Source organism: Cobetia sp. BMC6, assembly GCF_029991385.1.
Taxonomy (GTDB): Bacteria; Pseudomonadota; Gammaproteobacteria; order Pseudomonadales; family Halomonadaceae; genus Cobetia.
Map to the genome: position 1 here is coordinate 890944 of NZ_JAKUMF010000001.1, position 21731 is coordinate 912674.

Here is a 21731-nt window from a genome sequence, read left to right on the forward strand (position 1 = left end):
CTTTCCGTGCTAGCTCCCCGTGTCGGCTTACCACGCACGCTCCTATTGCCGTGTTTCCTGCTGACGCGTTGTCTTTCTGGACGTGCTGTCTTTCCGACGTACTGGCTTTCCGAAAAGGTGCCTGAGGCATCTTTCTCCATGAAGCTGTCATGTCGTGTGGCCCGCCGGTCGTCTTGCTTTCAGTAGTTTTGCGCGACCATGCCTGCACTGGCTTCTGCATTAGCGTGCTGGGCCAGGTCGCACCGCTTCATGTCTTTCCCCCTATCTCCCGCCATCGACCCTCGTCGGTGGCGGGTTTTTTCTGCGCCGCAGTCGGGCATTTCGATCAAGCAAGGCGATATCTCGTCTGCTGTCGGGTGCCTCGCGGCGAGCATTTCCCTGTGGAGCGCATGAGCCAATGAAGATTCTGTTTGTCGTCGGTAATCTTTCCAGTGACGGAGGCACGGAGCGTGTCACATGCGAAATCGCCAGCGGACTGGCGCGCTCGGGTCATGAGGTGATGATCGCGAGTCTGTTCGGGCCAGCGACCAGCTCGTTTGCCCTGGAGACCAGCATCACGACCTGTTACCTGAATCTGAAGGAAGCCAGAGGCGGGGCCCGGCGTTCGCTGGGCATCAGTTCGGCGCTGCTGGCCAAGGTCCGTCACCAACAGGCTGATGTCGTGGTGCTGGTGGATTCGATCCTGTTCGCCTTCTGTGCGCCGTGGGCTCCGTTCCAGCGCGCCCGGATCATCTGCTGGGAGCATTTCAACCTCGCCACCGATCATGGTTCACGCCTGCGTTCGGTGGGGCGCTCGACCGCCGTGCGCCTGGCCGACGCCATCGTGGTGCTCACCGAGCGGGACGCCGAGGCCTGGCGAGCGCGCTACCGCATCCGCGACAAGGTCGGCGTGATCTGGAATCCGGTACCGCACTTCCCCAGGCCCAGCGAAGAGAGCACAGCGTCGCGTACCGTGCTGGCTGTCGGGCGACTGACGGAGCAGAAGGGCTTCGATGTGCTGCTGAATGCCTGGCACAAGGTCGTGTCGGCCCACCCTGACTGGCGGCTGCGCATCGTCGGTTGGGGCGAGGATGAAAATGACCTCAAGGCCCAGGCCTGGACATTGGGCCTGAGTGACAGCGTCGTCTTCGTGGGCCGCACCTCACAGGTGGAAAAGGAGTATCAGCGGGCGGCGCTGTACGTGATGAGCTCACGCTGGGAGGGGCTGCCGATGACCCTGCTGGAAGCGCAATCCTTTGGCTTGCCGGTGGTCTCGACAGATTGTGAGACCGGGCCTGCCGAAATCCTGGCCGGCGGCAGTGGCGTGCTGGTGGATGTCGAGGACGATGAGGCTCTGGCGCGCGAGATCCGTGACCTGATCACGGATGAGGCTCGTCGCAGCGAGATGTCCCTGCTGGCGCGCGACAATGCCGCGCGCTTCGATGCCGACACCCTGTGCGGCGAGTGGCAGCAGTTGCTGGAGCGCCTGACCACCGGTCAAGCCCGCATCGCGGATGCCTCGTAAAATAACGCCCTGACATCAGAGATGGAGCATGGTTTCAAAACCGAGCAGGGGAGCAGGGCGTGATCCACTCTGGTGAGCCTTTGGCTAGACATTCGCTGACCAGGCGCCCCGTCACGCCTGCAAGTGTCACCCCGATATGCTGATGGCCAAAGGCATGAATCACGCGAGGCTCATTGGGTGATGGGCCGATCACCGGTACGCAGTCGGGTAGGGTGGGACGAAAGCCCAGCCAGCGCCGGGCGACCGGGGCGTTGATTCCCAGCACCTTGCGCACCCGGCTTTCCAGATAGTCGAAACGGGCCGGATTGGCCGGCCCCGCAAGCGAACTCAGCTCCACGGTGCCGGCCACTCGCAGACGCGCACCCTCGTCGCTGTGCAGTGGCGTCATGTAGAAGGCGCTTTCCACCGGGCAGGTCGGGCGGTTGAGCGGCGAGTGCTCGAGATCGAATTCGATGTGATAGCCACGCTCGGTATCCAGCGGAATCCTGTCGCCGAGCTGGCGGGCCAGGTTTGCCGACCAGGCCCCGGCTGCCAGCACCACTCTATCCGCCCTGAGTCGCCGGCCATCGGCGTACTCCAGCAGCATGCCGGAGGCCTGTCGGCTCAGGCGGATGACCTCAGCGCTGACGATTCGGCTCTCTTCGCGCAGCGGGGTGGCCAGGGCGTCGATGAACACCTGCGGGTCGTCGAGGTGACAGGAGGAGGGGAACAGCACGCCGCCCGCGGTGTGGCCTTCCATGGCCGGTTCCAGCGCGATCAGCTCGTCCGCCGTCAGCACCTGCTGGTGGATGCCGAGCTGATCGCGTAGTTGGATATCGTCCTGTGCGGCCTGCAGGTTCTCGGCCTTGCCGTAGGCATACAGGCAGCCCTTGCGCTGAATCATCGCGGCAGCGGCGGGGGCATCGTCGAGCAGCGGCTGGTAGTCCGTGTAGGTATGGCTGAGCAGCCGGGCCAGCATCTCGCTGTTGGCACGAAAGCGAGTGGCGTTGCACTGGCCCATGAAGCGCATCAGCCACGGCGAGAGCCTGGGCAGGCACTTCCAGTCGATGACGAAGGGCGAGTCAGGCGACAGCAACAGCGAAGGAATGCTGCGCCAGATTTCCGGGCGAGCGATGGGCAGGCAGCCGTAATCCGCCAGAGTGCTGGCATTGCCGAAGGAGGTGCCGCTGGCGATGCCTTCGCGTTCGATCATCATCACCTCGTGGCCGTTGCGCCGCAGCCACAGGGCACAGGCGACACCCACGGCGCCTGCGCCGATCACCGCCACTTCCGTGTGTTCGCCATCACTCATCGAGTGCTCACCTTGTGGTCATCTTGTTGTTATCGAGGTGTTGTCATCCTGGCGTCGATATCGAAGCGCCGTCATCGAGGTATTCGCGCCGCAATGACGCACGCCCCGAGGGTGGCCGGGGCGCAGCAGGAGACCTTCGAGAATGCCTCGCGTGCGACAGCTGGGCAAGCGCGCTGTGGCCGTGCGTGTCGTACTCAAGCGTTGCGGGCGTGGCGAAATCCAGGCCCTTCAAGACACGCGCTTCAAGTTCGGCTCGGCTCCTCGAAGGGTAGCGGGATGTCATCACCGCGCCGGACGGCGAAGACATTCAGCGTCATGGCCACCAGGGCGTAATACCCCAGCACTCCGACCAGCTCCACTACCACGGTTTCGCCGAACATCGCGACGGCCTCGCCGTACAGGGCATCATCGATGCGCCGCTTGGCGTAGAGCGCGCGGGTGATGCGATAGACCAGCCGCTCATCGTCCCGTGTAAATTCGGGTTCACGCTCCTCGCGCAGCGCCGTGATGACCTCGGGCGCGAGGCCGGCCTGCTCGGCGATCGGCGCGTGAATCTGCCATTCGGCCTGGGATTTCCACCACACCGCCGTGGTGAGAATCGCCAGCTCGCTGAGGCGCAGCTCGAGGCCGGTGGCGTAACGGCAGAATGCGCCGAGGCGCTGGGCATGATCGGCAAGCTCGGGGCTGTGGATCCAGGCCAGGAAGGGGCCGTCCAGATTGCCGCGCGGGCCGCTGAGAATCTCGGCCAGTACCTCGCGCTGAGCCGTGCTCATGCTGGCGTCATCCAGTTCGGTCAGACGCGATGTGATCGCCATGAAAGTCACTCCTTTCAAAACCATTCAAAGATCGTGGGGCAGGCAATGCGCCTGCAGCTGAGCCGTCACAGGCTGGCAAGGGTGGTATCGATGGCACGCCCCAGCCTGGCGGTGAGCTCGTCCAGGTGCGACTCCTGAAGAATGAACGGCGGTGCCAGCAGGATGTGATCGCCCTGGCGGCCATCCAGGGTGCCGCCCATCGGGTAGCACATCAGGCCTTCAGCCATCGCAGCCTTCTTGAGCCGTGCGTGAAGCTTTAGGGTCGGGTCGAAGGGGCGCTTGCTGTCGCGATCCGCCACCAGCTCCAGTCCCTGGAAGAGGCCGCGACCACGGATGTCACCGACATGGGCGTGATCCGCGAAGCGCTCGTTCAGGCGCGCCTTGAGCCCCTCGCCGAGGACGTTGACGCGAGTGAGCAGGTCGCGGGCTTCGATGGTCTGCTGGACTGCCAGCGCCGCGGCACAGGCGGTGGCATGGCCGATGTAGGTATGACCGTGCTGGAAGAAGCCGGAGCCATTGGCGATGGCATCACGGATGCGCTGGCTGACCAGGGTCGCGCCGATCGGCTGGTAGCCGGCGCCCAGGCCCTTGGCGATGGTGATCAGGTCCGCCGTGATGCCTTCCTGCGCGGCGGCGAACAGGCTGCCGGTACGTCCCATGCCGCACATCACCTCGTCGAGAATCAGCAGCACGCCGTAGCGATCACAGACCTCGCGGATGCGTCTGAAGTAGCCGGGTACCGCCGTGACGGCGCCCAGGGTGGCACCGACCACCGGCTCGGCCACGAAGGCCATCACATTCTCGGCGCCCAGGCGCAGGATTTCCTCCTCAAGTTCCGCGGCGAGACGAATGCCCATCGCCTCGGGCGTCTCGGCGAGCTGCTGGTCCCGATAGGCGTAGCAGGGGCTGACGTGGCTGACGTTGATCAGCAGCGGCTCGAATTGCTGACGGCGCCAGGCGTTGCCGCCGGTGGCCAGCGCACCCAGCGTATTGCCGTGATAGCTCTGGCGCCGCGCGATCAGATGCTTGCGCTGGGGCTGGCCGATCTCGACGAAATACTGACGGGCCAGCTTGAGAGCCGCCTCGACCGCTTCCGAGCCGCCGGAGACGAAGTAGACGGAGTCGAGTCCTGCAGGGGCGCGTTCGATGAGAAAGTCGGCCAGCTGCTCCATCGGGTCACTGGTAAAAAACGAGGTATGCGCGTAGGCCAGTTGGCTGACCTGATCCTTGATGGCCTGCGCCACGGCCTCGTCACTGTGCCCCAGGCATGACACGGCCGCACCACCGCTGGCATCCAGATAACGGCGACCCTCGCGATCAACGATGTAAGGGCCATCGCCCTTTGCAGCGATGGGATAGTCCTGATTGAGGTTGCGATGCAGTACGTGACTCATGTGGGCTCCGGGGGGCAGGGGTGCGAAGGTGTAATGCAAATATGTAGTGCATTTATGTTTTATGCAATAAATAATTGCATGAAGTCGCCTGAATCTTCGGTCTCGACCGGCCAGAGATGCTACCGTTGCCGCCATCTGTCCTGTCCCTTGCCAAGGAGGCGTCCCATGCCCCCATCCTCACAAGCCCCCGGGCCCGTATCCCCTGACTCGCCGCCGGAGACCCTGGAGGGGTTGAAGCAGCTGCTGGTGGCGATTGATCGCCGTGAGGTGGATATCCGCCTCGGCGCGAGTTCCCGGCGTGTGCTGGCGGTGCTGATCGAGTCCCCGCAACGCACGGCGGTGTCTTCCATCAGCCAGCTGGCGGAGCTGACCGGCGTGAACGCCTCGACCTTCTCGCGTCTGGCCCAGCGGCTGGGTTACGAGGGCTTCAGCCGATTTCAGGCTGTCTTCCGTCAGGCGGTGACGGATGGCGAGCATTTCTACAGTCAGCAGGCGGCGCGACTGTCGTCACGTGATGCCGACAGTGGTGCCATGGCGCAGCTTGCGCGGCTGGGGCGTCAGGAAAGCGCCAACATTCTCGGCATGCTCGAGAAGGTGGACGCCGCGGCCTTCGAGGCCGCGACCACCTTGCTGGCCGAGGCACCGCGCGTGCGCCTGCACGGCATGCGCCAGTTCAATTCCCTGGCACTGTTCATGGCCTATGGGCTGGGCATGCTGCGCCCGGACGTGGCACCGCTGGACGCCAGTCGTCAGGGCGTGGCGGATGCGCTGGCTCAGCTGACGGCGGGTGATGTGCTGGTGGTGGCCAGTTGCTTCCCCTATACCCCAAGCGTGGTGGCCTGCGCCGAGGTGGCGGTGGAGCGTGGTGTCGAGGTGATTGCGCTGACCGATTCGGCCAGTTCTCCGCTGGAGCCGCTGGCGCGCTACAGCTTCCATGTGCCCAATCACAGCCTTTTTTATAGCAACAGCATGAGCGCCTTCATGTTCCTCGCCGAAGGTCTGCTCAGCGAGGTGGCCAGCAAGCTGGGTGAGGCCGGGGTGGCCTCGCTCAAGCATCGCGAGGCGATCATCACGAAGCTGGGGGGCGCACGCGGCTGACCCCCGCGACTCACTGCACCGAGCGTGAACGCGGGCATGCACCATAGTGGTGCTAGCGCAGCCCTATGCAATGCGGCTTCAAGGCGCATGCGGGACCAAAGAGGCATGGAGAGATATTGGCGTGATTCCTGCAAACCGACTGAGATGAAATGACATCTGTCAGTGCAAGGAATTTTCCATGAGCCGCGAGTACCGTTATACCCTGGGCAGTCAGGTCCATCGTTTCGCCAATCTGGCGGAGTTGATGGCCAAGGCGACGCCCGCCCGCTCCGGAGATCGTCTTGCTGGTGTGATCGCGGAAACCGCCGAGGAGCGAGTCGTCGCGCAGCTGTGTCTGGCGGAGCTGCCCCTCAAGACCTTCCTCGAAGACGTGCTGATTCCCTACGAACAGGACGACATCACCCGCCTGATCATTGATGAGCATGATCCGGTGGCGTTCCTGCCGATCGCGCATCTCACCGTCGGCGACTTCCGCAACTGGCTGCTGAGTGACCTCGCGACGCCGGCGATGCTGGCGCAGGTGCGTGCCGGCATCACCCCCGAAATGGCCGCCGCGGTCAGCAAGCTGATGCGCAATCAGGATCTGATTCTGGTCGCAAGGAAGTGCGAGGTGGTCACGGCCTTTCGCAATACCATCGGCAAGAGCGGCCATCTCTCGACCCGCCTGCAGCCCAATCATCCTACCGATGACGTCACCGGCATCGCCGCCAGCATTCTCGATGGTCTGCTCTACGGCAACGGCGACGCCGTGATCGGCATCAATCCGGCCACCGACAACGTGGCCCAGAGCATCAAGCTGATGCGCCTGATGGATGAGGTAATCCAGAAGTATTCGATTCCTACCCAGTCCTGCGTGCTGACCCATGTCACCAATACCATTGAATGCATCGAGCAGGGCGCCCCGGTGGATCTCGTCTTCCAGTCCATCGGCGGCACCCAGGCCACCAACGAGAGCTTCGGTGTCGAGCTTTGCGTGCTGGCGGAGGCGCAGCAGGCCGCGCTGTCGCTCAAGCGCGGCACGGTGGGCGACAACGTGATGTATTTCGAGACCGGTCAGGGCAGTGCGCTGTCCGCCGATGCCCATCACGGCCTGGACCAGCAGACCTGCGAGGCGCGCGCCTATGCAGTGGCCCGCAAGTACTCGCCGTTGCTGGTGAACACCGTGGTCGGCTTCATCGGTCCCGAGTATCTGTTCAATGGCAAGGAGATCATCCGCGCGGGGCTTGAGGACCACTTCTGCGGCAAGTTGCTGGGCCTGCCGATGGGCTGCGACATCTGCTACACCAATCATGCCGATGCCGATCAGAACGACATGGATACCTTGCTGACGCTGCTCGGGGTGGCGGGCTGCAACTTCATCATGGGCATCCCCGGCTCGGATGACATCATGCTCAACTATCAGACCACCTCCTTCCACGATGCCCTCTATGCCCGGCGGGTACTGGGCCTGGGCCCGGCGCCGGAATTCGCCGCCTGGCTCGAGGAGATGCAGATCTTCACCGATGTCGCCCAGCAGAAGCTGCCCACTGACATGCCGTCCTGCTTTGCCGATTCCCTGCGTCAGGTATCCGGAGGTGACGCATGAGCCATGACCAGCCCTCTGCTGACGCACTCTCGCGCAGCCTCGAACCTGATGCCATCGTCACGCCCAATGCCTGGCAACGGCTTGGCCAGTTCACGGATGCGCGCATCGGCCTGGGCCGTGCCGGCATCAGCCTGCCGACCAATCGTTCGCTGGAATTCCAGCTGGCGCACGCCCGCGCCCAGGACGCCGTCCACCTGCCGCTGGAGATTCCTCGACTGATCGAGGATCTCCAGCAACTGCCTGCACTCGAGAACGCCCCGGACATCCAGCATCTGCATAGCCGCGCCGTAGACCGCACCACCTATCTGCAACGCCCCGACTACGGCCGGCGTCTTGATGAGACCTCGTGTGAGCAGCTGTCCAGCCTCGCAGCGGAGCCTGCGGATCTGGCCATCGTGGTCGTCGATGGGCTCTCGTCTCTGGCGGTACAGAACAACGCCGCGCCCTTCATCGCGGCATTGCTGGAAACGCTTGCCGAGGATGGCCCGGATGCCTGGACGCTCACACCGATCAGCGTGGTGGAGCAGGGGCGGGTCGCGATCGGCGATGAAGTCGGTGAGCTGCTCAAGGCGCGGGCGGTGCTGGTGATGGTCGGCGAGCGCCCCGGCCTCAGCTCTCCGGACAGCCTCGGCCTCTATCTGACCTGGCAGCCGCGCGTCGGCCTGAGCGATGCCAGCCGCAACTGCATCTCCAACGTGCGCCCGGCAGGGCTCGACTTCGCCATGGCCGCCCAGCGTCTGCACTACCTATTGCGCGAGGCACGCAAGCTCGGTCTCACCGGGGTGGGGCTCAAGGACAGAAGTGGCGACAACTCGCTGGAGAGCGGGGGCGGTATCCAGAACTTCCTGCTGTCCTGACGGGACGGCAGCGCAGCAGCGGGAAACTCCCGATCCAACAATGACAATGCTTGACGGCAACAAGGCGGCACCATGACTCGCGACACGCATCACGACACGAATGAGCAGGACTATCTGGCCAGACGCCAGTTGAAGAAGGGCACGGCAGGTTGGGTCCTGCTGGCGGGACTCGGGGTCTCCTATGTGATCTCCGGCGATTTCGCCGGCTGGAATTTCGGTATCGGCGAGGCGGGCTGGGGCGGCTTCGCGATCGCGGCGCTGCTGATGGGCATCATGTATCTGGCGCTGGTGCTGTCGCTGGCGGAAATGTCAGCGGCCATTCCGGCCGCCGGCGGCGGTTACAGCTTCGCGCGTCAGGCCATGGGCCCGGCTGGCGGCTATCTCACCGGCCTCGCGGTATTGATCGAATATGCGCTGGCACCCGCGGCCATCGTCATCTTCATCGGCAGCGCGGTGGAGTCGCTGCTGGGGATCAATGGCCCGATCATCTACGCCATCTTCTATCTGGTGTTCATCGGCATCCACCTGGCGGGGGTCGGCGAGGCGCTCAAGGTGATGATGGTGATCAGCGGCCTGGCGGTGTTCGCGATCATTGCCACCGCCGTCGCGCTGATCGGTGACTTCGACAGCAGTCGCCTGTTCGACATCGCACCTACCGACGCCTGGGGGGCCAGCGACTTCATGCCCAATGGCTGGTATGGCATCTGGGCGGCGCTGCCCTTCGGCATGTGGCTGTTCCTGGCCGTGGAAGGAGTGCCGCTGGCGGCAGAGGAATCGCGCAATCCGGCTCGTGATGTTCCGCGTGGCATCATCGGCGCCATGCTGTTTCTGATGTTCACCGCCGTGCTCGTCGTCTTCCTGCTGGCCGGTGCCGCCGGTGCCGAGGCGATCGGCAGCAGTGCCGTGCCGCTGGTGGATGCGCTGAACGCGACCGGCAGTGAAGGGCTGGCGACGCTGGTCAACGTGCTGGCCCTGGCCGGACTGGTGGCGTCGTTCTTCTCGATCATCTACGGCTACAGCCGTCTGGTGTTCGCGCTGTCACGAGCCGGCTACCTGCCCAAGACGCTGTCGCTGACCAGCAAGCGCAAGGCGCCGACCTGGGCGCTGGTAGTGCCGGGCATCTTCGGGTTCCTGGTCTCGCTGACTGGCGAGGGCGATCTGATCCTGGGTATGGCGGTGGTGGGGGCGACAGTCTCCTACGCGCTGATGGCGGCCAGCCATATCCTGCTGCGGCTGCGTCAGCCGGCGCTGGAGCGTCCCTATCGCACGCCGGGCGGCATCGTGACGTCCGCCATCGCACTGGTGCTCTCGCTGATCGCGCTGACCGGGGTCTATGCCTTCGACCCGCGTGCCTTCAATTACACCCTGGTGCTGTTCGTGGTGGGCATCGCCTACTACACCATCTTCAGCCGTCATCGACTGGTGGCGAAGACCGCCGAGGAGGAGTTCGCGCTGGTGGCGAATGCCGAGAGTGACCTGGCGGCCAGCTGATCCGCTCAAGCAGTTCAATCAGCTCAAGCCCTCAGGTAGCAAAGACGCCAACGCCCGCCATGACTGACCATGGCGGGCGTTGGCGTCTCTATCTGATGGGTGGGATCAGATCAGAAAGGATACTGCGCCAGGAATTGCTGGGCGGCCGCGGCGGGGTCTTCGGCACTGCACAGCGCCGATACGACGGCGAGGCCGTCGGTGCCGCTGGTCATGACTTCGCCGGCATTGGCCAGCGAGATACCGCCGATGGCGACCGTCGGCAGCGGGCTTGAGCGCACGAGCTGCGTGAGCCCCTCGATGCCCAGCGGCGCGGCATGATCCGGCTTGGTCGGGGTGGCATGGACCGGGCCGAGGCCGAGGTAGTCGATGCGTTCGACATCGAGGGCCTTGAGCTGCTCAAGCGTCTGGACCGACAGGCCGATCAAGGCGTCCTCGCCGAGACGGCGACGCGCCTCGACCGGATCGCCATCGCTCTGACCGATGTGCAGGCCATCGGCGCCACTGGCCAGCGCGACCTCGATGCGGTCATTGATGATCAGCGGCACCTCGTACTCGTCCAGCAGCGCCTTGAGGCGGATGGCCTGGGCGATCATCTCCTCGTCGCTGGCGTGCTTGTCGCGCAGCTGCACGACACTGACGCCACCGCGTACGGCGGCCATCACGGTGGCTTCCAGGCCGCGCTCGGCGCACAGCGAGGGGTCGGTGACCAGGTAAAGGGATAGATCAAGTGACATCGGTCAGCTCCAGACGAGAGGCTAGCAGGGTGGAATCGGCGTCGAGAGTATACAGGGCATCCATGAAACGTGGCACGAAGCTGCCCGGGCCCTGCGCTGACTGGCCCGCCGTCTCACCGGCCTCGGCGTAACAGGCCAGCGCGGCGGCGCTGGCCTGCAGGGTCTCGTCATGTCCGGCGAGAAAGGCGGCGACCACGCTGCTCAGGGCGCAGCCCATGGCAGTGACGCGGCCCATCAGCGCATGGCCACCTTGAACCGTGATTTGGCGCTTGCCATCGGTGACGATATCGACACGGCCAGTCATTGCCACCACGCAATTCTGCGCGCGCGCCAGGGCGACGGCTGCCCGATAGGCGCGCTCCTGCGCATCCTCACCATCATCGCCACTGTCCACGCCGCGGCCCTGATTCATCTCACCGACCAGCGCCAGCACTTCGGAGGCATTGGCGCGAATCACGCTGGGGCGATATTCCAGCAGCGAGCGGCAGGCATACTGGCGCAGGCTGGAGGCGCCGATGCCGACGGGGTCCAGCACCCAGGGTTTGCCATCGCGGTGGGCGCACATCGCGGCCAGCTGCATGGCCTCGATCCAGCTGGGTGAGAGGGTACCGATATTGATCGACAGCGCTGCACTGATGGCGGAGATCTCCTGGATTTCCTGCTGTGCATGCGCCATCAGCGGCGAGGCACCGATGGCCAGCAGGGTGTTGGCGGTCGGCGTCATCGCGACATGATTGGTGATGTTGTGCACCAGCGGGGTGGTCTGGCGCAGCTGATTCAGCAGGCTGCCGGGGGAAAGGGATGACGATGGGGTCATGGGATCTCGTGACTGGAGAAAGGAGGCATCAGCGCTCGAGAGTAGAAGCTGGCGCTGAAAGGTCAAGTGGCAAGGGCCGGCGCTGACGTGGCGCGGGAGCTCTCTGTTATCTATCAAGAGTCGCGCAAAGGATAATAAATAATATCGTGGTTCTATAAACCTTGACGGCAAGCCCATAAGATACAGTCTCTTACGGTCTTTTTTGTACGAGTCATCAGTCAAGGGTCATGCAGTGATACGCACAGGTCAGCGCGGTAGCGTCAGCAATTCGAGCAACAATCACTTCAATATCGCTGGCAGCACCAGCAACGGCAGCAATAGTACTAGCATCAGCAGCAAGCCCTCGCGCGGCCGGCAGCCGTCTGGCGGTTCTCGACTTGAGCGCATCGCCAGAAGGGTGGTGATGGCGCTGGCAGTGCCCGTACTGCTGGGCGCTGCGGCCAGCAGTCAGGCGGATGCGGTGATCGCCAGCTGGAATCTGAAGCATGCCGGCTGGAACAACGGCAAGCATCTCGAACAGGTCGCGGCGGTGGCAAGCCATATGGACCTGATCGGCCTGCAGGAGGTGATGAAGGAGGAGGTCGTCAGCGAGCTCGAGCAGCAGCTTGAAGCCCTGACCGGCGATGAGTGGGACAGCCTGGTCAGCCATGCGGTCGGGCGCAGCACCTATACCGAGCGTTACGCCTATCTGTATCGCGACAAGACGATCGCCTATCAGGGCGGGGCTACCGTCTATCTCGATCCCGAGGATGTGTTCTCGCGCGAGCCGCTGCTGGCCACCTTCGTCGAGAAGGACAGCGGGCGGGCCTTCAGCGCCGCCAACGTGCATATCGTCTATGGCGACAGCAAGGCGGATCGCGCGCCGGAAATCCGTGCGCTGGCGGATATCTACGACCTGATGAAGGAAATCTCGCCCGGTACCCCGGCGATCATCATGGGTGACTTCAACATGGCGCCGGACGAGCCTGCTTGGGGAGACCTGCGCACCCTCGGCCTGCGCCCGTTGATCACCGAGGGCGCGACGACGCTCTCCAAGACCGATGGCCGCTATGCCTCACTCTACGACAACATCTGGTATGTGCCGAGCGAATGGCCCAGCGCCAGCGGCGAGGTGTTCCGCTTCCCGGACTATCTGGGTATCAGTCATGAGGCGGCGCGTGCCGATGTCTCCGATCACGCCCCGATCTATCTATCGGTGACCGGCGATACACTGGCGTTGCTGCCGCTGGACGGCGGCCAGCCGCAGGCGGCGGGCACAGAGGTGGCCAGTCGTGCATCCAACGCCTCCAGTTCGGCGGGTCAGACCTGTATCGACCTCAACACCGCCAACGCCGATCAGCTGGATCGCCTGCCCAACATCGGGCCGGCACGCGCCGCCGATATCATCCGGCAGCGCCCGTGGAGTTCCAGCGGTCAGCTGACTCGCATCAGCGGCATCGGCAAGGGCACGCTCAGCGAGATCGTCGCCAGCGGCATGCTGTGCAGCTGAAAGACGGCCCGATGGTGTCCTGACATGCTCATGACAAGGCCCGCACCCCAAGGATGAAGCATGGGGTGCGGGCCTTGTCGTTCAGAGAGGAGCCACATTGCGTCGAGCGGATCAGGTCAGATACTTGGCAAACCACTCAAGCGTTCTGTCCCAGGCGAGCCTGGCGGCCTGTTCGTCATAGCGTGGCGTCGAATCGTTGTGGAAGCCGTGGTGGGTGCCCGGGTAGATGTAGGCCTCATAGACCTTGTCGTGTTCCTCAAGCGCGGCTTCATAGGCGGGCCAGCCGGCATTGACGCGCTCATCGTGCTCCGCATAGTGCAGCAACAGCGGGGCCTTGATGGCGGCGACTTCCTCGGCGCGCGGCTGGCGGCCATAGAAGGGCACGGCACAGGCTAGTTCAGGATAGGCCACGGCGGCGGCATTGGAGACGCCCCCGCCGTAGCAGAAGCCGGTAATGCCGACCTTGCCGGTGGTGCGGTCCTCGCTCATCAGGTAATCGATGGCGGCGAAGAAGTCGTTCATCAGCTTTTCAGGGTCTACCTGTGCCTGCAGCTCCTTGCCCCTGGGGTCGTTGCCCGGATAGCCGCCCACCGAGCTCAATCCATCCGGGGCCAGCGCGATATAGCCGGCCTTGGCCACGCGGCGCGCCACGTCCTCGATATAGGGGTTGAGGCCACGGTTCTCATGCACCACCACCACGCCCGGCAGCGGGCCGCTGGCCTTGGCGGGCTTCACCAGATAGGCGCGCACCTCGCCGTGGCCCTCGGGGGAGGGATAGGTGATGTATTCGGCGACGATGTCGGGGTCGGTGAACTCGACCTGAGAAGCCAGCGCGTAGTCGGGGCTGAGGCTTGCCAGAATCGAGGTGGCTGTCATGCCCGCGACGGCAAAGGCCGCCGCGCGATCCAGAAACTGGCGGCGAGTGATGTTGCCATGCACATATCCGTCGTACAGCTCCAGCAACTCGGGAGCAAAATCCTTTGCAGTGAGGCGGGCCATGTCAGACTCCTGGGCAAGAGAAGGGGCGAGCGAATCTTGAACATAGCAACCCGTCAGGACGCTACCAAGTTTTTGCCGCCCTGTTCATCGAGCCTGACATTTTCCGAGCCTGACATTTTCTGAGCCTGACATTTGCTAAGCCAGGTACTTGTCGAAGCGGACGTGAGCAGGGCGGGTGTGGGAAGGCCTGGCGGCGCCAGGCTGGGTTGAATGGACGTGAGCCGGGTCGCGCATGTCACCCGTCGCGGCCGTGCGCATTGTGACTGCAGGCGTCAATCATTATCATCTGCGCATGATTCATGCTGATAACCGAGCCGCCTGGCGGCTTCGGTGGGCCCTGATGCATGGAAGTTCACTTCCTCCTCCTAGTGGCAGACCTTGCTGGTGATTGAAAAACGTCCGATGTCTCCCCCCGCGCACGCTCAGGCCTCAGCGCCTGAGTCGTCGCCTACGCTCGCCCAGCAATACCGGCGCTTCGCCTGGAAGCGTGTGGTGATTCTCTCCGCGCTGTGCCTGGCACTGCTGTTGGCCATCCTTGGCGACATCATGACCGGCCCTGCCGATCTCGCGCTGTCTGATCTGCTGGGCGAACTCATCAATCCCGGTTCGCACGGGCCGATCAATGAAGCCATCGTCTGGCAGATTCGTCTGCCGACGGCGGTGATGGCGGCGCTGGTCGGTGCAGCCCTCGGTCTTGCGGGCGCCGAGATGCAGACCGTGCTCAACAACGCCCTGGCCAGCCCCTTCACGTTGGGTGTGGGCGCCGCGGCGACGCTTGGCGCCTCGCTGGTCATCATCCTGGATGTCGCCTTGCCGGGGCTGCCGCCCAGCTACACCATCGCGCTGATGGCCTTCGTGTTCGCGGCGCTGTCGATTCTGGCCATCGATGCCGTGGCCTCGCTGTATGGCGCCAGTCGCGAAGTGATCGTGCTGTTCGGCATCGCGCTGGTCTTCGTGCTCAACGCCGTCAATGCGCTGGTGCAGTTCGTGGCCAGTCCCGATGCGCTGCAGCAGCTGGTGTTCTGGACCATGGGCAGCCTGTCGGAAGCCTCGTGGGAGCGAGTCGCGATCATCGCAAGCGTCTTGGTCGTCTGCCTGCCCTTCGCCATGCGGCGTGCCTGGGCGCTGACAGCGCTGCGTGCCGGGGAAGACCATGCGCGCAGCTTTGGCGTGCCGGTCACTCGCCTGCGCCGCACGGCACTGTTGCGTGTCAGCCTGCTGGCGGCAGTGGCGGTGGCCTTTGTCGGCACCATCGGCTTTATCGGTCTGGTCGGGCCGCACATGGCGCGTCTGGCGCTGGGGGAAGACCATCGCTTCTACCTGCCCGGCAGTGCGCTGGCGGGGGCGCTGGTGCTGTCCCTGGCCGCCACGGCCAGTGAGTCACTGGTACCTGGCCTGGTGCTGCCGGTAGGAATCGTGACCTCATTGATCGGCATTCCCTGTTTCCTCGCCTTGCTGCTCGGTCAGCGCAGGGGGCAGGGATGAGCCATCACGTCTTTGATTCGCAAGCCTCCTTGAAGATCTCGCAGCTGACCACCGGCTATCAGCGGCGCATGATCTTCGATCAACTCGATCTGCCACCGCTGCCGGCGGGCTCACTGGTCGGGGTGCTCGGGCCGAATGCGGTCGGCAAGTCGACCTTCCTCAAGGCGATTGCCGGCATGCGCCCGGCCAAGGGCGACATCCACCTCGGGGAGCTTGCGCTGTCGTCGCTGCACGGGGCGAACCGCATGCGTCATGTCGGCTACCTGCCGCAGACGCTGCCGCAGCCGACCAGTCTGGTGGCCTATGAAGCCGTGGCCAGCGCCTGCCGCGCGGCGCGTGCCGAGTTGAGCCGCGAGGCCACGGATTCGCTGGTCGAGCAGGTCTTCGCACGCCTGTCGCTGCATTCTCTGGCCTTCCGGCGCATGGACACGCTCTCCGGTGGCCAGCGTCAGATGGTCGGTCTCGCCCAGGCGCTGGTGCGCCAGCCGCAACTGCTGCTGCTCGATGAGCCGACCAGCGCGCTGGATCTGCGCTGGCAGCTGGCCTTGATCGAAGGCGTGCGCGGCGTGGTTCAGGAGCAGCAGGCCATCTGCCTGATCGCCTTGCACGACATCAATCTGGCGCTGCGTTTCTGTGATCAGATCATCCTGTTCGCACCCTCCGGCCTGCTGGCCACCGGGGCCCCGCGGGAGGTGATCACCGCCGAGCATCTGCGTGAGGCCTACGGGATCGAGGCACGGATCGAGAGCTGCTCGCTGGGCCATCCGGTGGTGCTCACCGATCGCGTCGCCGACTCGGCCCAGGCCGATATCGGTCATATCACGCGCGATGCCGGAGCCAGACGATGATGGCGAGGCGCACAAGACTGGCAGGTGTCCGCCTGCTGGCACTCGCCACTGTCTTCGCAGGGGCCTTCTCGAGCGCGCCGGGCAACCTTGCCCATGCCGCCGAGCCGGTCGCCAAGGTGCCCTTCGCTACTGAACAGGCCCAGGCCAGCTTTCCGCGTCAGGTGACGGATCTCGCCGGGCGCGAGGTGACGCTTGAGTCCTCGCCGCAGCGCATCTTCCTCGCCCAGCCGCGTCAGCTATATGCACTGCTGACGCTGCTGGAGGCTCCGCTTGAGCGTATCGTCGGCTGGGCCTACCCCCTGACGGTGTTTGACCCGGCGATGACCGAGCGTCTCGAGACGCGCTGGCCGCAACTTGCCACGCTGCCAGCACTGAGTCGCGCCTCGACGCCGAGCCTCGGAGGCGAGGCCCTGCTGGCGTTGACGCCGGACCTGGTACTGTTCGATCTCTCCCAGCGTTCGCGTATCGAAGGCTCGCCGCTGGCGGCGCTGCTGGATGAGGTTGGCACTCCCTGGCTGTATGTCGAGTTCAATCATCATCCGCTGCAGGATGCTCCGGTCAGCGTGCGCCTGCTGGGCGAGGTGCTCGGCGTCGAGGCGCGTGCCCGCGAGGTGGAGGACACCATGGCGGCGCATCTGGCGCTGATTGACGAACGTCTGGCGACGATAGCCGATCGGCCGCGTGTGCTGATCAACATCGCACCGGGCGTGAAGGTGGATTGCTGTCGTACCAATCTGCATAACGGCGTGGCGGACCTGGTCACGCGGGCCGGCGGGCGCAATCTGGCCGCTGAACTGGCGCCGGTCAGCGGTGCCACCCTCAGCAAGGAGTGGGTGCTGGCCCACCCGCCCGAGGCGATTCTCAATACCGGTGGCCAGTGGGCCAAGGGCGATGGCCTGCGTGCCGGCATCGGCATCTCGGGTGAGGATATCCAGCATGATCTGGCGCGCATGGTGCAGACATTGCCCGGCTGGCAGTCACTGGATGCCGTCAAGCAGGGCCGGGTGATGGCGTTGTGGCATGGCTTCCACCAGGGGCCCTATGCCATCGTCGCGCTGGAGGCCATCGCGCGCTGGCTGCACCCCGAGACCTTTGCCGACCTCGACCCCATGGCCACCTTTGCCTGGTTGATGAACGACCCGACGCTGTCGCGCAGCAGCGGCCACTTCTGGGGGCAGCTGGCGCTTGAGGCGCCTGACACGCCCCGATGAGCTGATCGGGGCAGGTGCTCGGGGACGGAAGTCGTATTTTCTACTTGAGGCTTTCCTGAAACGATGGAGCGACGTTGTCATCGCTCGGCGTTGTCAGCGCCAGATGAAGTCATCGGGCCAGCGACGGGAGGGCGCATGTCAGAGCAGGGTGACCGCAGCCCATAGCGACGGTCAGTCCGGTGCGCAGCGCACAGTTGGTGGCAATCGTCCTGGCGCTGATCGAGCTGTTCCGGGGAGATTGGCAGGGCGCCCTGCTGCTGGGCGGGCTAGGGTGGGTGATCGGGCTTTTCAAGCATCCGCGCTGATAGGCGGCGCGAGTGGTACGTCTTTTCCGTGACAGGAAATCAGGGGGGTAATGTGGCCAAGACACGCATGGTGACCCAGTTCGGCATGGGCACCTCCATTCGCAGCCAGAACTACACCGAGGCGGCGGCACGTGGCATCCGCGATGCCCTGTGGCACAACTCGCTCAACGTGGCGGACGCCTTCGGCTTCCCCAAGGAGGCGATGCTGATCGAGGTCGAGATCGGCGTGCAGCAGCCCGACAAGGTCGACAGTGATGCCCTGCTGGGCATCTTTCCCTACGGTCAGCCCAGTGTGCGCGTGGTCAAGGGCGGGCTGGACGTGGCCAAGCCGGATGGCAGCGGGGTCAGCGTGGTCGCCAATGTCGCCATCATCGTGTCATTCGACATGGCGGCCACCAGCGCGGCGGCCGCCGGCGCGGCATCCACCTCTTCCACGGCCGGGCAGTCGGCAGGAGGTCAGTCATGAGCGAGCAACGCATCATTCTCGAGATGGGCACCGGCAATGACCTCTACGGCATGGACTACACCAAGGCTGCCTGCCGTGCGGTGCATGACGCCCTGCATCATTCCTCAATCGTGATGTTCCAGTCACTCGGCATCGATCACCACCAGATGCGCGTCGAGGTCACCATCGCGGTCCAGGAACCGGACGCCGTGGATGTGGACGCGGTAGCGCGCGAGCTTCCCCGTGGGCGCGCCGAGGTGACGGTGGTGCAGGGCGGGCTCAATGTGCATGACGAGGCCAGTGGCCAGACGCATGTCGTGGCCTCGGCCGCTGTCGCCGCCATGCTCGATATCGACCACGACGCATGGCAGCTGTGCCAGTCGTAGGCAATGCGCAAGCGCCGACTGAGGGCGTGTTGGCCAATAACGAACAAAGCCCCCGTGCGTCAGTGACGCGCGGGGGCTTTTCGGTTCAGACCCGATGGCACAGGTGATGACACCGGACTCGTGCGGCGACATTCGTATGGCAGCTCTGGTGGCCATGGCACGTGGCAGAGTGACATGGCCTGGAGTTGCCGGCGAAATCACCTGCCGAGCCGCGTGTCGAATCAGGATTGTTGCTGAGTCGTGACATGGGCGATCACGGACATGCCGATGCGTACCTTGTCGAAGTCGGGTTGATTCGGGTTGAACACGATCTTGACCGGCATGCGCTGGGTGATCTTGGTGAAGTTGCCGGTGGCGTTCTCGCTGGCCACGGCCGAGAAGGCGCTGCTGGAGGCCGGTGCGATGCTGTCGACATGGCCAGTGAAGGTCGTGCCCGGCAGGCTATCCAGCGTCATCTCGACCGGTTGGCCCGGCTCCATCTCGGCCATCTGGGTCTCGAGATAGTTGGCGACGACATAGGCTTCCTTGTGCGGCACGATGGCCAGCAGCGAATCACCCGGTTGCACGTAGGCACCGACACGCAGTGAGCGCTGGGTGATGATGCCGTCCTTCGGCGCACGAATGACGGTATAGCCAGTGTTCAGTTCCGCCTGCTCGAGTGCTGCACGTGAGCGTTCGACCTCGGCCAGGGCTTCCACGCGCTGGGCTTCAAGGACGCCGATCTGCTTTTCCGCCGAGCGCTGAGCCGCCTGGGCCTGCACGAGATTGGCTTCCCAGATGCCTTGCTGTTCATCGGCCTTTTCCTTGTCCTGCTGGGAGGCGGCGTTGGTCATGCGCAGGCTGCGGTAACGCTTGGCATCATTGCGCGCATAACGCAGTGAGGCCTGGGTGGACTTCACTTCCGCGATGGACTGCTGCACGACGGCGTGCTGACGCTCGATGTTGGCATCCAGGTCACCGACCGCTGCCTGCTGGGCGGCGAGATCGGCCTGGGCGGAGTGCAGGGAGGCCTGGTAATCGCGGTCATCCAGCGTGGCCAGGATCTGGCCTTCCTTGACCACTTCATTGTCTTCCACCAGCACCTTGTCGATCTGGCCCGCGACGCGTGTGGTCACCATCACGCTATCGGCGCGTACATAGGCATTGTTGGTGGCTTCGCGGCCATCGTGGCCCTTCCAGTAGAGGCCCGCGTAGGTCGCGACCAGCAGGAGCGCCAGAACGCTCAACAGTAGGGTGGTACGTGTCTTGTTCATGTCGGTGTCGTATCTCGTCGTCTATGTCGAAGAAGGGGGAAGTGGCTGAATCCTGGCTAGCTGGTTGCCGTTGCCTGTGTCTGTGTTTATGCCCCGGAGGGTTGTGCTTGAGAGGGCTGAGACTGAGAGGGCTGAGACTGAGAGCGCTGTGCTGGCTCTGGTTGAGGTGCCGGTGCCGGTTGGGGCGGATAGGCGCGGATCGGCAGCACCATGACCAGTATCAGCAGCGCCACCACGAAGGGGATGATGGCGAGGTAGGCATCCGCATAGCTCATCACGGAGGCCTGCTCGGAGATGCGCGTGGTGATATCGCTTGCCGCGTCGACCTGGATGAGTCCGGCGGGCTGATTGCCCTGCAGGCCGAGTGCTTCGCCCAGGCGGGTGGTGTGCAGGGCTTCACGCGTGACGAGGAAGCTCCCGTAGACCGTGGAGGCTACCACCGTGAACAGGGCGCGCAGCGAGTTGACCATCGCGGTGGCGAACGGCCCTTCCAGCGGGCTGAGCGCCCCGGTGGCATTCATCAGCAGCGGTACCACCACCATCGGCTGACCCAGGGTGTTGAGCACCTCGATGAGATAGAAGTTGTCGCGATTCCAGTCGCTGGTGAGCTGCGAGCCCAGCAGGCAGCTGATCAGGATCAACACCAGGCCCGTGGCCATCACGTAGCGGCTGTCGACGCTCTTGCGGTTGATCAGTGTCGCCACCAGCGGTGCCAGCAGCAGCTGTGGCAGGGCCATGGTCAACATGACCGGAAACAGCTGCATGGGGCGATAACCTTGCACTTCCCCCAGGAAGGCGGCGGGAATGGTGCCAGCGGACAGGGTCAGGAACATGAAGGTACATAGGGTGATGATGCCGAAGGCAAAGTTGCGGCGTGCCAGTAGCTGCAGCTTGTAGAGCGGCATCGGGTGGAACCACTCATGGATCAGGAAGGTCACGAAGACCAGCCCGCCCGTGGTCAGCAGGGCGACGACCAACGGTGAGTTGCCCCAGTCGAGTCGCTCACCCTGGGTCATGCCGGCGACCAGCGCGCACAGGGCGGTGACGCCCAGCAAGGCACCGAGCCAGTCGAACTGCTTGCAGCGTTCCAGCTTGAGCGGGTCCTGCGGCAGGCCCCAGGAGACCAGCGCGGCGGCGAGAATACATACCGGAGCGGTTTCCCAGAACACCAGATTCCAGTCGCCCAGGTCGCCATAGAGAGCGGCCAGCGGTGCCGACAGATAAGGGCCGAAGGTGGCCGTCATCGCATAGGCCGACAGGCCATAGAGCTTGCTATGCCACGGCAGGAAGCGCAGTGCTGACATCATCAACAGCGGCAGGATGCTGCCGGAGGCCAGGCCCTGGGCCAAGCGCAGCCCCGCCATCAGCGGGAAGCTGTCGGCCAGAGGCACCAGCAGCGAGAACAGGGCCAGTGCCAGGCAGGCACCGATCGCGAAGCGGCGCAGGCTGAAGGTGACGGCCAGCCAGCCGGCAAGCAGCATCATCGAGACTTCCGCCGCGCTGTAGATCGTGGTCAGCCAGCTGCCCTCATCGTGGGAGAAGCCGAAGTGTCCGACCACATCCGTCAGGACGGTCTGCGTGACACGCTCTCCCACACCGGACATCAGCGATGCGAGCAGAATGCCCACAAGACCGAGTGCGAGTCGTGGATTGAAGGGGTGAGGAGCGGCCACTGTAGAGTTCCCGTTTTGAGGTGAAGCGCTAGACACTTTGGGTGTCTCGTA

Annotated in this window: 19 protein-coding genes; 11 read left to right on the top strand and 8 right to left on the bottom strand. The window is 64.3% G+C overall.

Annotation, left to right across the window (positions count from 1 at the left end):
• Positions 1-397: 397 nt before the first annotated feature.
• Positions 398-1504 (top strand): glycosyltransferase family 4 protein, encoded by a 1107-nt coding sequence (locus MKZ40_RS03820; protein ID WP_175089504.1) that lies wholly within the window; start codon positions 398-400, stop codon positions 1502-1504.
• Positions 1505-1538: 34 nt separating this feature from the next.
• Here the strand turns inward: MKZ40_RS03820 and MKZ40_RS03825 are convergent, their stop codons facing one another.
• From MKZ40_RS03825 to MKZ40_RS03835, 3 genes are all read right to left on the bottom strand, one after another.
• Positions 1539-2795: an FAD-dependent oxidoreductase gene (locus MKZ40_RS03825; protein WP_175089505.1), complete on the bottom strand. Its 1257-nt coding sequence runs from the start codon at positions 2793-2795 to the stop codon at positions 1539-1541.
• 242 nt (positions 2796-3037) lie between these two features.
• Positions 3038-3610, bottom strand: coding sequence for a carboxymuconolactone decarboxylase family protein (locus tag MKZ40_RS03830; protein WP_175089506.1), 573 nt, complete (start codon positions 3608-3610; stop codon positions 3038-3040).
• 65 nt (positions 3611-3675) lie between these two features.
• A complete protein-coding gene (locus tag MKZ40_RS03835; protein ID WP_175089507.1) occupies positions 3676-5004 on the bottom strand; it encodes an aspartate aminotransferase family protein in 1329 nt (442 codons plus the stop codon).
• Between the two features lie 165 nt (positions 5005-5169).
• On the opposite strand from MKZ40_RS03835, the gene MKZ40_RS03840 reads away from it, so the two are divergent.
• From MKZ40_RS03840 to eat, 4 genes are all read left to right on the top strand, one after another.
• The gene (locus MKZ40_RS03840) at positions 5170-6102 is read left to right on the top strand and encodes a MurR/RpiR family transcriptional regulator (protein WP_175089508.1); all 933 of its coding nucleotides are present in this window, start codon (positions 5170-5172) and stop codon (positions 6100-6102) included.
• A 178-nt stretch (positions 6103-6280) separates the two neighbouring features.
• On the top strand, positions 6281-7687 hold the full coding sequence (locus MKZ40_RS03845; protein ID WP_175089509.1) for an ethanolamine ammonia-lyase subunit EutB: 1407 nt from the start codon (positions 6281-6283) through the stop codon (positions 7685-7687).
• Positions 7684-8544 (top strand): ethanolamine ammonia-lyase subunit EutC, encoded by an 861-nt coding sequence (gene eutC / locus MKZ40_RS03850; RefSeq protein ID WP_175089510.1) that lies wholly within the window; start codon positions 7684-7686, stop codon positions 8542-8544. Before MKZ40_RS03845 ends, eutC begins: the two co-directional genes overlap by 4 nt.
• A 72-nt stretch (positions 8545-8616) precedes the next feature.
• On the top strand, positions 8617-10035 hold the full coding sequence (eat, locus tag MKZ40_RS03855) for an ethanolamine permease (protein WP_175089511.1): 1419 nt from the start codon (positions 8617-8619) through the stop codon (positions 10033-10035).
• A 110-nt stretch (positions 10036-10145) separates the two neighbouring features.
• Here eat and thiE read toward each other — a convergent pair whose 3' ends face one another.
• Both thiE and thiM read right to left on the bottom strand, forming a co-directional pair.
• Positions 10146-10769, bottom strand: coding sequence for a thiamine phosphate synthase (gene thiE / locus MKZ40_RS03860; RefSeq protein ID WP_175089512.1), 624 nt, complete (start codon positions 10767-10769; stop codon positions 10146-10148).
• A complete protein-coding gene (thiM, locus tag MKZ40_RS03865; RefSeq protein ID WP_175089513.1) occupies positions 10759-11586 on the bottom strand; it encodes a hydroxyethylthiazole kinase in 828 nt (275 codons plus the stop codon). The genes thiE and thiM overlap by 11 nt, the downstream gene beginning before the upstream one ends.
• 232 nt (positions 11587-11818) lie before the next feature.
• Here thiM and MKZ40_RS03870 point away from each other — a divergent pair, with 232 nt between their 5' ends.
• Entirely contained in the window at positions 11819-13075 is a 1257-nt protein-coding gene (locus MKZ40_RS03870) for an endonuclease/exonuclease/phosphatase family protein (protein ID WP_282627786.1), read from the top strand.
• 111 nt (positions 13076-13186) lie between these two features.
• On the opposite strand, the gene yghX is transcribed toward MKZ40_RS03870, so the two are convergent.
• Positions 13187-14074 carry a YghX family hydrolase gene (gene yghX, locus MKZ40_RS03875; RefSeq protein WP_175089514.1) on the bottom strand — a complete coding sequence of 296 codons (888 nt, stop codon included), beginning with the start codon at positions 14072-14074 and terminating at the stop codon, positions 13187-13189.
• A gap of 402 nt (positions 14075-14476) precedes the next feature.
• Between yghX and MKZ40_RS03880 the strand changes: the two genes are divergently transcribed.
• The 5 genes from MKZ40_RS03880 to MKZ40_RS03900 all read left to right on the top strand — a co-directional run bounded on the left by MKZ40_RS03880 (position 14477) and on the right by MKZ40_RS03900 (position 18754).
• A complete protein-coding gene (locus MKZ40_RS03880; RefSeq protein WP_175089515.1) occupies positions 14477-15559 on the top strand; it encodes an iron ABC transporter permease in 1083 nt (360 codons plus the stop codon).
• The gene (locus MKZ40_RS03885) at positions 15556-16407 is read left to right on the top strand and encodes an ABC transporter ATP-binding protein (protein ID WP_175089516.1); all 852 of its coding nucleotides are present in this window, start codon (positions 15556-15558) and stop codon (positions 16405-16407) included. The genes MKZ40_RS03880 and MKZ40_RS03885 overlap by 4 nt, the downstream gene beginning before the upstream one ends.
• Complete coding sequence (locus MKZ40_RS03890) at positions 16404-17618, top strand: ABC transporter substrate-binding protein (RefSeq protein ID WP_254627069.1); 1215 nt, start codon at positions 16404-16406, stop codon at positions 17616-17618. The genes MKZ40_RS03885 and MKZ40_RS03890 overlap by 4 nt, the downstream gene beginning before the upstream one ends.
• 357 nt (positions 17619-17975) lie before the next feature.
• On the top strand, positions 17976-18389 hold the full coding sequence (locus MKZ40_RS03895) for a Lin0512 family protein (protein WP_175089517.1): 414 nt from the start codon (positions 17976-17978) through the stop codon (positions 18387-18389).
• Positions 18386-18754, top strand: coding sequence for a Lin0512 family protein (locus tag MKZ40_RS03900; protein ID WP_175089518.1), 369 nt, complete (start codon positions 18386-18388; stop codon positions 18752-18754). The genes MKZ40_RS03895 and MKZ40_RS03900 overlap by 4 nt, the downstream gene beginning before the upstream one ends.
• A 221-nt stretch (positions 18755-18975) precedes the next feature.
• Here the strand turns inward: MKZ40_RS03900 and MKZ40_RS03905 are convergent, their stop codons facing one another.
• Both MKZ40_RS03905 and MKZ40_RS03910 read right to left on the bottom strand, forming a co-directional pair.
• The gene (locus MKZ40_RS03905) at positions 18976-20007 is read right to left on the bottom strand and encodes an HlyD family secretion protein (protein ID WP_175089519.1); all 1032 of its coding nucleotides are present in this window, start codon (positions 20005-20007) and stop codon (positions 18976-18978) included.
• Between the two features lie 86 nt (positions 20008-20093).
• On the bottom strand, positions 20094-21680 hold the full coding sequence (locus tag MKZ40_RS03910) for an MFS transporter (protein ID WP_217485852.1): 1587 nt from the start codon (positions 21678-21680) through the stop codon (positions 20094-20096).
• Positions 21681-21731 lie beyond the last annotated feature (51 nt).